We start from the raw sequence: 13,071 nt of genomic DNA on the forward strand, positions 1-13,071 counted from the left end.
GAAGCACGCGCTGTCCCGCCCCCACCACAGCTCTTGCTTTCCTCAAGGAGGACGAATGCGCAGCTCATTCCGCCGTCTCGGTGTCGCCACGGTCGCGACCGCCGCCCTACTGCTCACCGCCGGGTGCTCCGGCGCCGGGGGAGGCGCGGCCGACGACGGTCCCGTCGAGCTCAGCTACTGGGCCTGGGCCCCGAACCTCGACAAGGTCGTCGACCTCTGGAACCAGGACAACCCCGACATCCAGGTCACCGTCAACAAACAGGACGGCGGAGACCCGGCCATCACCAAGCTGCTCACCGCCATCAAGGCCGGGAGCGGCGCACCGGACCTGATCCAGGCCGAGTACCAGAAGATCCCGACGCTCGTGTCCTCGGACGCGCTCGCCGACATCTCCGACCAGGGTGCCGCCGACCTCGAAGGGGACTTCTCGGAGGGCACCTGGTCGTCGGTGACCCTCGGCGGTGACGGCGTCTACGCCATCCCGCAGGACTCCGGCCCGATGATGGCGTACTACCGCGCCGACGTCCTCGACCAGTACGGCCTCAGCGTCCCGATCACGTGGGACGAGTACGCCGACGTCGCCACCAAGCTCCACGCCGCGGACCCGACGAAGTACCTCGGCACCTTCTCGGCCAACGACGCCGGCTGGTTCGCCGGCCTCACGCAGCAGGCCGGGGCCTCGTGGTGGTCGATCGACGGCGACAGCTGGGGCGTCGACATCGACGGCGGCCCGACGGAGAAGGTCGCCTCGTACTGGGGCGGGCTCGTCGAGAGCGGAGCGATCGACAACAAGCCGATGTACACGCCCGAGTGGAACGCCGGTCTGAACGACGGCAGCCAGGTCGGCTGGATCAGCTCGGTCTGGGCGCCCGGCGTGCTGGGCGGCAACGCCCCGGACACCGCCGGCAAGTGGACCGCGGCCCCGATGCCGCAGTGGGACGCCTCGAAGCCGGCGGACGGGAACTGGGGCGGCTCGACCACGGCCGTCACGACCCAGTCCGAGCACAAGGAGGCGGCGGTCGAGTTCGCGACGTGGCTCAACACCGACCCCACGGCCGTGGCGGCGCTCGCCGACATCGCCGGCGTCTACCCGGCGGCCACCGACGCGGCGTCGGACGCGCTGACCACCAGCCCCGAGTTCTTCAGCCAGCAGGACGACTTCTACGACATCGCCGCCGAGGCGTCCGAGTCGGTGCAGCCGTTCACCTACGGCCCGAACGTCAACGTGGCCTTCAGCGCCTACAACGACGAGTTCGCCAAGGCGGCCGACGCCAAGACGCAGGCGGCCTTCGAGGACGCGGTCGCGGCCATGCAGAAGATCACCGTCGACGACCTGACCAAGAGCGGCTTCTCGGTCAAGTAGCGACATCGGGCGGGGCGGCCGGGGTCGCCCCGCCCGCCCCGTCACCCCTCCGTCACACCCGTCTCGACCCAAGGACACGGCATGGCCGACACCCTCACCCCCCTCAGCCCGCGAACCGACGGGGCTGGCCCTCCGCCGTCGTCGGCCGGCCGCGAGGCGCCCCGCCCGGCGACCCGCAAGGGCAACGGCAGCTTCCGCACGCGGGTGCTGACCCCCTACGCCATGCTGGCCCCCGGCATCGTGCTGTTCGTGCTGTTCATGGCGGCGCCCATCGTCTACACGCTGTTCCTCAGCTTCCAGAAAAAACAGGTCGTCGGCCTGGGGCTCGGCTCGGGCGGCGAGAGCCAGGTGTTCGCCGGGTTCGAGAACTACGTCGGTTCGCTCACCGACCCCGAGTTCGCCTCCAGCGTCGGTCGCGTCCTGCTCTACGGCGTCGTGTTGATCCCGTGCATGCTCGGCCTCGCACTGCTCTTCGCCCTGCTGCTCGACTCGAAGCGCACGCGGGCCACCGCCTTCTCGCGGGTCTCCATCTTCCTGCCCTACGCGGTGCCCGCCGTGATCAGCTCGCTGCTCTGGGGCTTCCTCTACCTCCCGGCCGTGAGCCCCTTCTACTACGTGTTCGACCGGCTCGGCTGGGACGTCGACGGGGTGCTCGGCTCGGGAACCGTGCTGTTCGCGATCGCCAACATCGCCCTCTGGGGTGGTGTCGGCTTCAACATGATCGTCATCTACACCTCGCTCAAGGCCGTGCCGACCGACGTCTACGAGGCCGCCCGCCTCGACGGTGCCAGCGAGGTGCAGATCGCCCTGCGCATCAAGATCCCCATGGTCGCGCCGGCGCTCGTCATGACCGCGCTGTTCTCGATGGTGGCCACCCTGCAGGTGTTCGCCGAGCCGACCACCCTCCGTCCGCTCACGAACAGCCTGTCGACCAGCTGGTCGCCGCTCATGCTCGTCTACCGCGACGCCTTCACCCGCGACGACATCTACTCGGCGGCGGCGACCTCGGTCGTCATCGCGCTCGCCACCTTCATCGTCAGCTTCTTCTTCCTCCGGGTCGTCCAGAAGCGCGCATTCGGCCAGGAGGACTGACCATGACCACCATCGACCTCGACGGCTCCCGAGACGCCACGGCCCCGGTGCCCGACCCGACCCGCGCCTCCTCGACGGGCCGCCGCCCCTCGGGCAGGGTGCCGCGCGACCCGGCCGCCCCGCGCCTGCACGCCGAACGGCCGAGCGTCGTCTCGACGGTGCTGCTGCTGATCGGCGCCGTCTACTGCCTGTTCCCGGTGCTCTGGGTCGTCATGGCCTCGACCAAGGACGGCGGCGAGCTCTTCTCCACCTTCACCCTGGCGCCGAGCGGTCACCTGCTCGACAACGTCGTCGCCCTGACGCAGTACCGCGACGGGCTGTTCTGGCGATGGATGCTCAACACGGCCCTCTACGCCGGCATCGGCGCGATCGCCTCGACCTTCGTCTCGGCGCTCTCGGGCTACGTGCTCGCGAAGTTCGAGTTCCCGGGCAAGAAGGTCGTCTTCAACGTGCTGCTGATGGGCGTGCTCGTGCCCGGCGTCATCCTGGCGATCCCGCAGTACTTCCTGCTCGCGAACGTCGGCCTGACCAACACCTTCTGGGGCGTGCTGCTGCCGCAGATCATCAGCCCCTACGGCATCTACCTCGCCCGCATCTACGCCGCGGCCGCCGTGCCCACCGACGTGATCGAGGCCGCGCGCACCGAGGGGGCCCGCGAGATGGGCATCTTCTCGAGGATCGCCGTGCCGATGCTGCTGCCCGGGCTCGTGACGATCTTCCTGTTCCAGTTCGTCGCCATCTGGAACAACTTCATGCTGCCGTACATCATGCTCGGCGACGACTCGCTGTTCCCGCTCACGGTGGGACTCAACGGGCTGCTCAACCAGGGGGCCTCGGCGCCGGCGTTGTACACGCTCGTCATCACGGGTGCCCTGCTCTCGGTGATCCCGCTGATCGCGATCTTCCTCGTGCTGCAACGGTTCTGGAAGGTCGACCTCGCGGCCGGCGCGGTCAAGTAGTGCGGCCTCGACGACCGGACGTGCCGGCGGGGCGGAGCGCGCCGCCGGCCCGGCGGTCGCCGCACCCTATGCTGGCCGCGTGAGCAGCACGACCGGCCGCGGCCGACCGACCATCGACGACGTCGCGACCGCCGCCGGCGTCTCGCGGGGCACGGTGTCGCGGGCCCTCAACGGCGGCCGGTGGGTCAGTCCCGAGGCCAAGACCGCGGTCGACGCCGCCATCAAGGCCACCGGGTACCGCGTCAACCCGCACGCGCGCAGCCTCGCGACGAACCGCACCGGCTCGGTCGCCTTCCTGCTCACCGAGGACCACGAACAGCTCTTCGAGGACCCGAACTTCTCCATCCTGCTGAGGGGGGCGGCCTCGGCGCTCGCCGAGCGCGACGTCTCGCTCGTGCTGATCATGGCCGGGTCGCCTGCCGAACAGCAGCGGGCGTTGGCCTACATCGGGGCCGGGCACGTCGACGGCGTCCTGCTCGTCTCGGCGCACAGCGGCGGCAGGCTGCTCGCCGACGTGGTCGAGTCGGGGGTCCCCGCGATCGCCTGCGGCATCCCGATCGGCCACGAGAAGAAGATGGGGTGGGTGGCCGCCGACGACCGCGAGGGCGCGCGCGAGATGGTCGCGTACCTCCGCGGCCTGGGGCGCAGGCACATCGCCACGATCGCCGGCCCCGCCGACACCCCCGGCGGCATCACCCGCCTCGAGGGCTACCGGGCCGAGCTGGGCGACGACGCCGACGACGCGCTCGTGCGCCACGGCGACTACGGGCGTGAGAGCGGCCGCGTCGCAATGGAGTCCCTGCTCGCCGAACGGCCGGACCTCGACGCCGTCTTCGCCGCCAACGACCGCATGGCCGCCGGGGCGATCGACGCCCTGACGGCCGCGGGGCGGCTCGTGCCCGACGACGTCGCGGTCGCGGGCTTCGACGACTCGAGCGTCGCGACCGCGACCTCGCCGGCCCTCACGACCATGCGTCAGCCGTTCGACCGCATCAGCAGCGAGATGGTGCGCCTGCTCCTGCAGGTCATCGACGGCGAGAAGCCGGCCGCCATGACGTTGCCGACCGAGCTGGTGGTACGCGCGTCCGCCTGACGCGACCCGCGCCTCCTGCGGTCCCTCGCCCCGGCGTCCCACCGGGACGCGCGCGTAGGGTCGGCGGCATGACCGATCTCGACGGAGCCGTGGTGCTCGTGGCCGGTGCGTCCGGCGGACTGGGGCAGCGTCTCGCGGCGATGCTCGAAGACGAGGGGGCCGTCGTCGTCCGCGCGGCCCGACGACCCGAGTCGCTCTCGGGCCCCGGCGCCTACCTCGCCGACCTGCGTGACCGGTCGGGAGGCGCGGCGCTGGTCCGGTCGGCGCTCGACGAGCACGGACGCCTCGACGGCGTCGTGGTCGCCGCGGGCGTCGTCGCGTTCGGAGCGGCGAAGGACCTCGACGACGACACGCTCGACGAACTCGTCGAGACGAACGCTCTCGGACCCATCCGTCTGGTGCGTGCCGCGCACGCCGCCCTCGCGGAGTCCGCGGCGGCCGGTCGCGAACCCTTCGTCGTGACGATCAGCGGCGTCGTGTCCGAGGCCGCGACCGTGGGGATGGCCGCCTACTCGGCGTCCAAGGCGGCCCTGGCGTCCTTCGCGTCGGCCGCCGGACGCGAGTACCGGCGAGACGGCATCCGCGTGCTCGACGCGCGCCCGGGGCACACCGACACCGGCCTCGCCACGCGAGCGGTCGCCGGGAAGGCGCCGGCGTTCGGTGCGGCCCTCGACCCCGACGCGGTGGCCGAGCGGATCGTGCGGGCGATCGTCGACGGCGAGAAGGACCTGCCGAGCTCGGCGTTCTCGAGCTGACTCCCGACCGGCCCGACGCTGCTAGCTGAACTCGTCGCCGACGAGCCGCAACAGGTCGGCGAGCTGAGCCTGCTGGGCTGGAGAGAGAGAGTGCAGCCGGGCGCTCTCGGCGTCGACCAGGCTCAGCATGGCGGCGTCGACCCGCGCGATGCCGTCCTCGGTCACGCGCACCAGCACACCGCGGCCGTCGCTCGGGTCGCCGTGGCGTTCGACGAGGCCGCGCTCGACCAGACGGTCGAGTCGGTTCGTCATGGTGCCGCTCGTGACCATGGTCGCCGTGACGAGGTGCTTCGGGCTGAGCTGGAAGGGGTCGCCGGCCCGACGGAGGGCCGAGAGCACGTCGAACTCCCAGATCTCGAGGCCCGCATGGGCGAACGCCTCGCTGCGGATGCGGTCGAGGCGCCGCGACAGGCGGCGGAGGCGCGAGAAGACGTCGAGGGGTGCGAAGTCGATGTCGGGGCGCTCGCGGGCCCAGGCGTCGATGATCAGGTCGACTTCGTCGTTCGTGGCCACGGTGCTGCGTTCCCATCGGTCGGTTTCGGACTCCTCATCTTCGTCCACCTGCCGGTGAATCGTCCGCACGGGTCGCCGGGGCGACCCGGGTGGCGTGCTACTGGTACGTCACCAGGTCGGGCGTCGGCGACACGTCGGCCATGGTCTGCTCGGGGCTCAGCACGGGCACGTCCTCGTCGTAGAAGTTCTTCCAGCCCCAGGCGACCCCGGCCGGAGCGCCGTCGTGCAGCGCGCGCCAGGTGGCCTGCTTGTCGGGCTGCGAGCCCTGACCGTCGGCGTGGATCAGCGTGGCCAGCTCGGGCCGCGACGTGTCGATGGACGCCCGGTCGCGCAGCATGTCGAGTCGGAACTGGTGCAGCACGAACATCTTCGGCGGCAGACCCTTCGAGGCCACGAGGTCGGCCAGCCAGGTCGACACGGCGTTCACCTCGCCCGCCTCGACCCCGCCGATCTGGCGCAGCGGCACCTGGTCGGCCTCGAGGCGCCATTCGGGGTCGAGGGCCAAGCCGACGTTCGGCCGCGACAGGAGCGACTCGTAGCGCTTCGCCTGGCTGAGGAAGTCCGCCCGACCCGGCTGCAGGTCGATCACCACGTACTGCCCCGCGGCGGCGGCCGCGTCCACGTAGGGCTCGATGCTCTCGACCGACAGCTCGTTCGAGTAGTCGCCGTCGTCCCCCGCGGCACCGGCGGCCACCGTCGCGATGACCTCGAGCATCGGCACCACGGGACGGTCGCTCGCCGCGTCGTAGCTCGCCGCGACGTCGGCGGCGCGCTGCACGGTCTCGGCGACGTCCTGCTCGCCGAGGACGCCGAGCGCCCCGGTGCCGGGCGCGCCGTAGAGCGCCACGAACCGCCGGTCCGGGAAGAACCGCTGGCCGCAGCCGGGCAGCTGTGCCCCGGACCGGGCCGCCGCGACCGACCACGCGGGGTCGCGCACGGTCGAGAAGGAGGAGCCGATCAGGACGGTGTCGGTCGTCGTCGAGGCGTGCAGCGCGTCGATCGCGTCACCGGAGACCTGCAGGTCGACGACCCCGTCGGGCAGGGCCCGGACCTCGGCCCCCGCGGCCCGGGCGGTGGCCGTGGCGGCGACGTCCTCGGCTCCGGCCACGACGGCGAGGACGTCGTCCAGGGGCGTCGCCGGGTCGGGCACGTCGACCGAGGAGGCGCGGGTCGCGATCTCGACGCCCGCCCCGTCGATCGTCCCCACGTCACCGACCGCCAGCACGGTCTCGACGCCGAGCCGGTCGAGCTCGGCCGCCAGGACGGACGGCCCGGTCGTGGGGCTGTCGCTCGACGGGCCGGCGGACGGCGACGCCGCCGGCGCCCCCGCCGGGGCGAGCAGCAGGGGCACGCCCAGTCGCTCCGCCTCGTCGGCCGCCTCCGCCTGGCCCGCCGCGTTCCCGTCCGCGGCGACGACCGCGACCGGACTGGAGGCGAAGAGCGCCCGGCTGGCCTCGACGGCCCTCTCGGGGGCGGTGGCGCCGCCGACGACCGTGACCCGCGCCTCCTGCTGGTGGGTGACGAGGGCCGTGCGCCCGTCGGCGTCGTCGGTCGACGTGGACGTGCAGCCGGTCGCGGCGAGCAGGGCCACGGTGGCGAGCGACGCCGCCACGGTCAGGCGGACGGGGCGGGAGGGGACGCGGGATCGGCGGGTAGGGGAAAGCACCGATCCACGGTAACCGCGACCGCCGACACGGGTGCGCCGACGGCTCAGCTCAGGACGTCCTTCGTGGTGAACCGGCCGAGCGCCAGGGCGCCGAAGACCACGACGTAGCCGGCCTGCAGCAGGGCGTTGGCGCCGAACGAGTCCCACGAGACCGGGTCGCGCATGAGGTCGGCGAATCCCAGCCAGTGGTGCGTGAACAGCCAGGGGTCCAGGACGTCCAGTTGCGGCAGCGCATCGACGATCTGGGCGACGGTCGAGAGCACGATCGTGGCCGCCATGGCCCCGACGGGCACGCTCGTCAGCGTCGAGGCGAACAGGCCGATGGCGCTCAGGCCGAGCAACGACATCGTGACGTAGAGCGCCATCAGCAGCAGCCTCAGGGCGTACTCGCCCAGGCCGATCGTCTGCCCGGAGAGCAGGGTGACCGGCCCGACCGGGAACAGCGCGGCCCCGGCGATCGCCCCGAACACGACCACCACGAGCGTGGCGGCGAGACAGAACGCCGCGGCCACCGCAAACTTGACGAGCAGGAGGCGCACCCGGCCCACCGGCGTCACCAGCAGGTACCGCAGGGTGCCGAGGCTCGCCTCGCCCGCGATCGTGTCGCCGGCGACGACGCCGACGGTCAGCGGGAGGAAGAGCGGGATCGCCACCGTGAGGGCGGTGAGCGAGACGAAGAGGCCGTTCTGGGTGATGTCGCCGAGGAAGGCGGGCCCGCGACCACCGCCGCCGTCGGACGACGTGACGCGCACGGCGACCGCGAGCAGCACCGGGATGAGGGCCAGCGCGGCGAGCAGCGCGATCGTGCGGACGCGGCGGAAGAGCACCGCCAGCTCGCTGCCCAGCAGGCCGAGGCCGAGCGCGCTCCGGGGGCGGTCGACGGTGGGGGCGGCGTCGGGACGCGCGCCCGCGGACTCAGCCGGCGACATCGAAGCCCTCCCCGGTCAGGTCGACGAACCGGTCCTCGAGGCTGGCGCCGGCCACCTCGAACCCGCGGACGCGCACGTCCGCGGCGACGAGCGCCGCGACGATCGACTCGGGCGAGAGCCCGTCGACCGCGAGCTCCGCCTCGACGCCGACCGCACCACCCGCGGTCGCGGGCGTCGCGTCGGGCCGTGCTCGTGCCTCCGGGGAGAGCCCCAGGCGGACGAGCACGTCGCGGGCGGCGTCCGGATCGGGCGTGAGCAGGCGGACCCGGTGCGTGCCGAGCGCGCGCAGGTCGTCGAGCGTGCCCTGGGTCAGCAGCCGCCCGGCGCTCATCACGCCGATGTGCGTGCACATCTGCTCGACCTCGCTGAGCAGGTGGCTCGAGACGAAGACGGTCGTGCCCTCGTCGGCCAGGGAACGGATGAGGGTGCGGACCTCGCGCGTGCCCTGCGGGTCGAGGCCGTTGCTGGGCTCGTCGAGCACCAGCAGGTCCCGCGGCATCAGCAGGGCGTTCGCGATGCCGAGGCGCTGCTTCATGCCGAGCGAGTAGGCGTGGGCCTTCTTCGACGCCGCGTGACCGAGGCCGACGCGGTCGAGGGCGGCGTCGACCCGGGCGCGTCGCGTCGAGGCCGGGGCCGAGCGGTCGCCCGAGTCGAGGCGGTGCAGGTTCGCGCGGCCCGAGAGGAACGGGTAGAACGCGGGACCCTCGACCAGGGCGCCGACGCGGGGCAGCACGCGGCGCAGGTCGTCGGGCATCGACCCGCCGAGCACCCTGATGTCGCCGCTCGATGCCGAGGTGAGCCCCAGCAGCATGCGGATCGTGCTGGTCTTGCCCGAGCCGTTCGGTCCGAGGAACCCGTAGACGCTGCCGTGCGGCACCGCGAGGTCGACTCCGTCGACGGCGCGCTGGCGTCCGAACTGCTTCGTCAGGCCCGTCGTCTCGACGGCGAACGCCCCTCGGGGTGCGTCGCCGACGGCGGGCGCCCGGACGGCGGGGGTGTCGAGGCTCACCGGCCTGAGGTCACTGCCCGGCCACGGCGGCCTGCAGGGTCGAGGCGTCGACCGCCCCGGCGAACACCCGACCGTCGTCGGTGAGCAGGACGGACACCAGCGAGGTCTCGAGCACCCGTCCGCCGTCGACCTTCGTGGTCAGCTGGTCGAGCAGGCCCTGGGCGTCGGCATCGGTCGACGAGGTGCCGTCGCTCGATCCGGCAGCCGGGGTGACCCCGACGATCGTGCTCCAGCCGGAGCCGATGACGGTCTTCTCGGCGTGCGCCGCGTCACCGTGCGACCGTCCGGAGGCGCCGGTCGGCACGGTCACGTCGGTCACGGTCGCGTCCGCCGGGGGAGTGAACGCGAAGACGGACGCCGCGGGGGCGCCGAAGTCGACCGAGGTGAAGCCGGCCGACAGCGCCGGATCGCTCTGCCCCTTCGCGGCGACGACCACCTTGAGCGGGACGCCGGTCTCGGCGTCGACGGCGAGGGTCGCGCTCGCGACGAGCGTCGAGGAGTCCTTCGGGGTCAGGACCACCTGGTACGCGTCGCGTCCGGCCACCCTCACGTCGGAGTCGGCCGTGACGGTCGTCGTGGGCTCGACCGACGACAGGACGAGGTCGGCCAGTTCGGCGGGCGTCTGCGGCACGGCGGTGCCGTCGGGGAGGGCGCTCGGCATCGGGGTGCTCCCCTGGTCGGGCAGAGTCGCGTGCGTCGCTTCCTTCGTCTTCGAGTCGTAGGCCCACACGCTCGACCCGTCACGGATGACGTCGCGCTCGGCGAGCTGGTCGATCACCTGGACTCGCTGCTTCGTGGCGCCGTCGGCGTAGACCTTGGCCGTGTGGCTGCCGCTCAGCAGTTCGAGGGCACCGGCGGCGTCGGACGACGATCCACCGCCCGTGGCCTGGGCCGACACGTCGGGCAGCCCGAGGTCGGAGGTCTGCTCGACCGTGCCCGAGTAGGACGCGCCCGAACTCGAGGCGGCGAGGGCCAGCACCTGCTGCGGCGTCTTGTCGGGCAGGTCGACGTCCGCCGTGGCCGAGACGGCGGGGACCACGATGCTCGCGGCGATGACGGCCACGGGGACGGCGGCGGCGGTGGCCCAGCGGGTGGACTTCTTCATGACGATCGCGACCTCTCACGCCGGGCCCCGAGCGGGTCGGCGATTGGGCAGGAGACTACGCGCGAAGCCTGGAGATCGCTGTCATCCTCGCCCCCGGTCGCTCGACGTCGAACGAGCCGTGCCGACGCCGGCCGGACGCCCCGGCGCGACCGTCCCGGTCAGAGGTCGACGACCTCGAACTCGAGCAGGTCGGCACCCGTCGCGACGGGCCCGCGCGGGGCGTCACCGGATCCGGCGGGGCGGGCGTGGGCGGCCTTGGCGCCGTCGGCCGACCAGGCCGCGAAGTCCTCTTCGCTGCGCCAGGTCGTCACGACGAAGTAGCGGTCCTCGCCCTTGACGGGACGCAGCAGCTGGAACCCCTCGAACCCCTCCGCCCCGTCGACCGAGTGCTTGCGGGCGGCGAAGCGCTTCTCGAGCTCGGAGCCGGAGCCCTCGGGAACGTGGATGGCGTTGATCTTGACGACGGACACGACGGTGCCTTTCGGTGGGGACGGGTGGGGGACGACGGGAGGCGCGGTGCGGTCGGCGGGACGGCCGCGCGTCAGGCGGTCTTCATGACGTTGGCCGTGAAGCCCTGCACCCGTTCGGCGAGTCCGGCCGAGCGGCGGGCGATCTGCTCGGGCGGGTTGAGGTGCGGGGGAGCGACCCGGATCAGCAGCGAGCAGGCGAGGTCCTCACAGATGTAGGTGCCGAGCGTGTTGCCGTTGAGCCCGGCCTCGCCGGCCTTGGGGGCGGTGAAGAGGCGTACCTGCGTGGCCGGCTGGGGTGAGTGGCAGAGCGAGCACATGGCGGCGATGCCGGGGCGCAGCGAACTGCTCGACGACCGGACGACGAGTCCGACGGGTCGGCCGTCCATCCAGTGGACGATGTAGCCGCGGTGATGGGCCTGCGGATCGCGCCAGCCGAGGAACTCGCGTTCCTCCCAGAGCATCTCGTGCAGTCCGGGGATCGGCAGGCGGTCGAGGTCGCCCGGCAGGGCGTTGACGAACGACTCGCGGATGTCGGTCTCGGTCAGCGGCTTCATGTTCTCCCTCGTGCCGTCGGGTCTCGTCAGCCTACGCGTCGGTCTAGCGTGGGCGCGTGACGATCCCGGAGGCCGACCGCGAGCTGATCGTCGCGCGTCGCCTCCGAGCCGCGGGCTGCGTCTTCGCCGAGGACGAGGCGCGCCTGCTGGTGGCCGCCGCCGACGCCGGAACCCGGCCCGACGCCGACGCCGGAACCGAGGCCGACGCCGACGCCGACGCCGACGCGCTCGAGTCGATGGTCGCCGACCGCGTCGCCGGACGACCGCTCGAGCAGATCCTCGGCTGGGCGGAGTTCGCGGGGCGGCGGATCGTCGTCGAGCCGGGCGTCTTCGTGCCCCGCCGCCGGACCGAGTTGGTCCTGGGGCAGGCCTCCGCGGCGCTCGTGGACGATGCGGCACCCGTGGACGAGGGCGACGGTCCGGCGACCCGTTCCCCCACCGTGCTCGAGCTCTGCTGCGGCGCCGCCGCCGTCGCGACCGTGCTCGCCGCCGAGCACCCCGGTCTCGACCTCTGGGCCACCGACCTCGACCCGGCCGCCGTGCACTGCGCCCGTCGCAACCTCGACGGGAGGGGGACCGTCGTCCGGGGAGACCTGTTCGACGGGCTGCCCCCGTCGCTGCGCGGCCGGTTCCGGGTGATCGCGGCGAATGCGCCCTACGTGCCGACCGGGGCGATCTCGTCCCTGCCGCCCGAGGCGCGCCTCCACGAGTCGTCGCTCGCCCTCGACGGCGGGGCCGACGGGCTCGACCTCCACCGACGGATCGCCGACGAGGTCGGCGAGTGGCTGGCACCGGGCGGCACCCTCGTCCTCGAGACGAGCGAGCGTCAGGCTCCCGACACGCAGGAGGCGCTGGTCGCCGCGGGCCTGCGGGCCCGGGTCGTGCGCGACGACGAGATCGACGGCACGGTCGTCGTCGCCGTCGCGCGGTGAGGCGGTCGGCCCCCGGCGTGGTGGTCCGTGACCGGGCTCAGACGTCGGCCGGGGTGACGGAGTCGACGACCGGAGCGTCGGGGGTGCCCGAGATCTGGCAGGTCCACTCCGTCGCGGGGCGGCCGTCGGCGAGGTGGCCCATCGTGACGGTGGCCACGGCGCCCGTGGCGCTGTCGCGGACGTCGTCGGCCTCGTAGGCCCACACGTCGCCGAGGTACGGCAGGTCGGGGTACTGCTGACCGATCGCCGTGACGCACGCGTGCCAGGCGGGGGGCGCCTCCTGGGCCTGGGCCGTGGCGGGGGCGGGCGGCTCGGTCGTCGGGAGCGCGGTGGCGTCGGGCAGGGCCGTCGCGTCGTCCGAGGCCGTGGGCGTGGGCGTCCGCGACGCCGCGGCCGTCGGGCTCGGCGACGAGGCCGGCGCGCCCCCGGCGCTCCCGGCGCACCCGGACACGAGCAGCACGAGGGCCAGACCCGTGACGGCGAGGGCCGGGGCGGTGGTTCGGGGGGACGGGCGGAGGCTGCGGGGCACGAGGGCTCCTCGAGGTGGGTGCGACACGGCGGGGTGTTGCACAGGGTAGCGAGTGGCCGGGCCGCCCACCACGCGCGACGCTGAGCCGACACGGAGGTTCGC

14 protein-coding genes are annotated in these 13,071 nt (G+C 73.1%); 6 read left to right on the forward strand and 8 right to left on the reverse strand.

The window, feature by feature from the left end:
• Positions 1–55: 55 nt before the first annotated feature.
• The 5 genes from ACVJ1F_RS05340 (at position 56) to ACVJ1F_RS05360 (ending at position 5,262) form a co-directional block, all read left to right on the forward strand.
• Positions 56–1,363 carry an ABC transporter substrate-binding protein gene (locus ACVJ1F_RS05340; protein WP_456885101.1) on the forward strand — a complete coding sequence of 436 codons (1,308 nt, stop codon included), beginning with the start codon at positions 56–58 and terminating at the stop codon, positions 1,361–1,363.
• Positions 1,364–1,444: 81 nt separating this feature from the next.
• On the forward strand, positions 1,445–2,455 hold the full coding sequence (locus tag ACVJ1F_RS05345; protein WP_123571571.1) for a carbohydrate ABC transporter permease: 1,011 nt from the start codon (positions 1,445–1,447) through the stop codon (positions 2,453–2,455).
• A gap of 2 nt (positions 2,456–2,457) precedes the next feature.
• On the forward strand, positions 2,458–3,414 hold the full coding sequence (locus ACVJ1F_RS05350) for a carbohydrate ABC transporter permease (protein WP_456885103.1): 957 nt from the start codon (positions 2,458–2,460) through the stop codon (positions 3,412–3,414).
• Between the two features lie 79 nt (positions 3,415–3,493).
• Positions 3,494–4,507 carry a LacI family DNA-binding transcriptional regulator gene (locus ACVJ1F_RS05355; protein ID WP_159825681.1) on the forward strand — a complete coding sequence of 338 codons (1,014 nt, stop codon included), beginning with the start codon at positions 3,494–3,496 and terminating at the stop codon, positions 4,505–4,507.
• A gap of 68 nt (positions 4,508–4,575) precedes the next feature.
• Positions 4,576–5,262: an SDR family NAD(P)-dependent oxidoreductase gene (locus ACVJ1F_RS05360; RefSeq protein ID WP_159825683.1), complete on the forward strand. Its 687-nt coding sequence runs from the start codon at positions 4,576–4,578 to the stop codon at positions 5,260–5,262.
• Positions 5,263–5,283: 21 nt separating this feature from the next.
• Here the strand turns inward: ACVJ1F_RS05360 and ACVJ1F_RS05365 are convergent, their stop codons facing one another.
• The 7 genes from ACVJ1F_RS05365 to ACVJ1F_RS05395 all read right to left on the reverse strand — a co-directional run bounded on the left by ACVJ1F_RS05365 (position 5,284) and on the right by ACVJ1F_RS05395 (position 11,508).
• Positions 5,284–5,775 carry a MarR family winged helix-turn-helix transcriptional regulator gene (locus ACVJ1F_RS05365; protein ID WP_043596034.1) on the reverse strand — a complete coding sequence of 164 codons (492 nt, stop codon included), beginning with the start codon at positions 5,773–5,775 and terminating at the stop codon, positions 5,284–5,286.
• Between the two features lie 97 nt (positions 5,776–5,872).
• Positions 5,873–7,441 (reverse strand): hypothetical protein, encoded by a 1,569-nt coding sequence (locus tag ACVJ1F_RS05370; protein ID WP_456885104.1) that lies wholly within the window; start codon positions 7,439–7,441, stop codon positions 5,873–5,875.
• 44 nt (positions 7,442–7,485) lie between these two features.
• Complete coding sequence (locus tag ACVJ1F_RS05375; RefSeq protein ID WP_456885106.1) at positions 7,486–8,370, reverse strand: ABC transporter permease; 885 nt, start codon at positions 8,368–8,370, stop codon at positions 7,486–7,488.
• Complete coding sequence (locus ACVJ1F_RS05380) at positions 8,357–9,379, reverse strand: ABC transporter ATP-binding protein (protein WP_456885107.1); 1,023 nt, start codon at positions 9,377–9,379, stop codon at positions 8,357–8,359. Before ACVJ1F_RS05380 ends, ACVJ1F_RS05375 begins: the two co-directional genes overlap by 14 nt.
• 10 nt (positions 9,380–9,389) lie before the next feature.
• Positions 9,390–10,484, reverse strand: a complete 1,095-nt coding sequence (locus ACVJ1F_RS05385; protein WP_456885108.1) for a LolA family protein — start codon at positions 10,482–10,484, stop codon at positions 9,390–9,392.
• Positions 10,485–10,642: 158 nt separating this feature from the next.
• Positions 10,643–10,954, reverse strand: coding sequence for an antibiotic biosynthesis monooxygenase (locus ACVJ1F_RS05390; protein WP_192122750.1), 312 nt, complete (start codon positions 10,952–10,954; stop codon positions 10,643–10,645).
• Between the two features lie 71 nt (positions 10,955–11,025).
• Entirely contained in the window at positions 11,026–11,508 is a 483-nt protein-coding gene (locus ACVJ1F_RS05395) for an FBP domain-containing protein (protein WP_056048726.1), read from the reverse strand.
• 56 nt (positions 11,509–11,564) lie between these two features.
• Here ACVJ1F_RS05395 and ACVJ1F_RS05400 point away from each other — a divergent pair, with 56 nt between their 5' ends.
• Positions 11,565–12,440 carry a putative protein N(5)-glutamine methyltransferase gene (locus tag ACVJ1F_RS05400; RefSeq protein WP_456885109.1) on the forward strand — a complete coding sequence of 292 codons (876 nt, stop codon included), beginning with the start codon at positions 11,565–11,567 and terminating at the stop codon, positions 12,438–12,440.
• A 37-nt stretch (positions 12,441–12,477) separates the two neighbouring features.
• Here the strand turns inward: ACVJ1F_RS05400 and ACVJ1F_RS05405 are convergent, their stop codons facing one another.
• Positions 12,478–12,969, reverse strand: a complete 492-nt coding sequence (locus ACVJ1F_RS05405) for a hypothetical protein (RefSeq protein WP_456885110.1) — start codon at positions 12,967–12,969, stop codon at positions 12,478–12,480.
• Positions 12,970–13,071: the final 102 nt, after the last annotated feature.

The organism is Frigoribacterium sp. 2355, assembly GCF_054060695.1.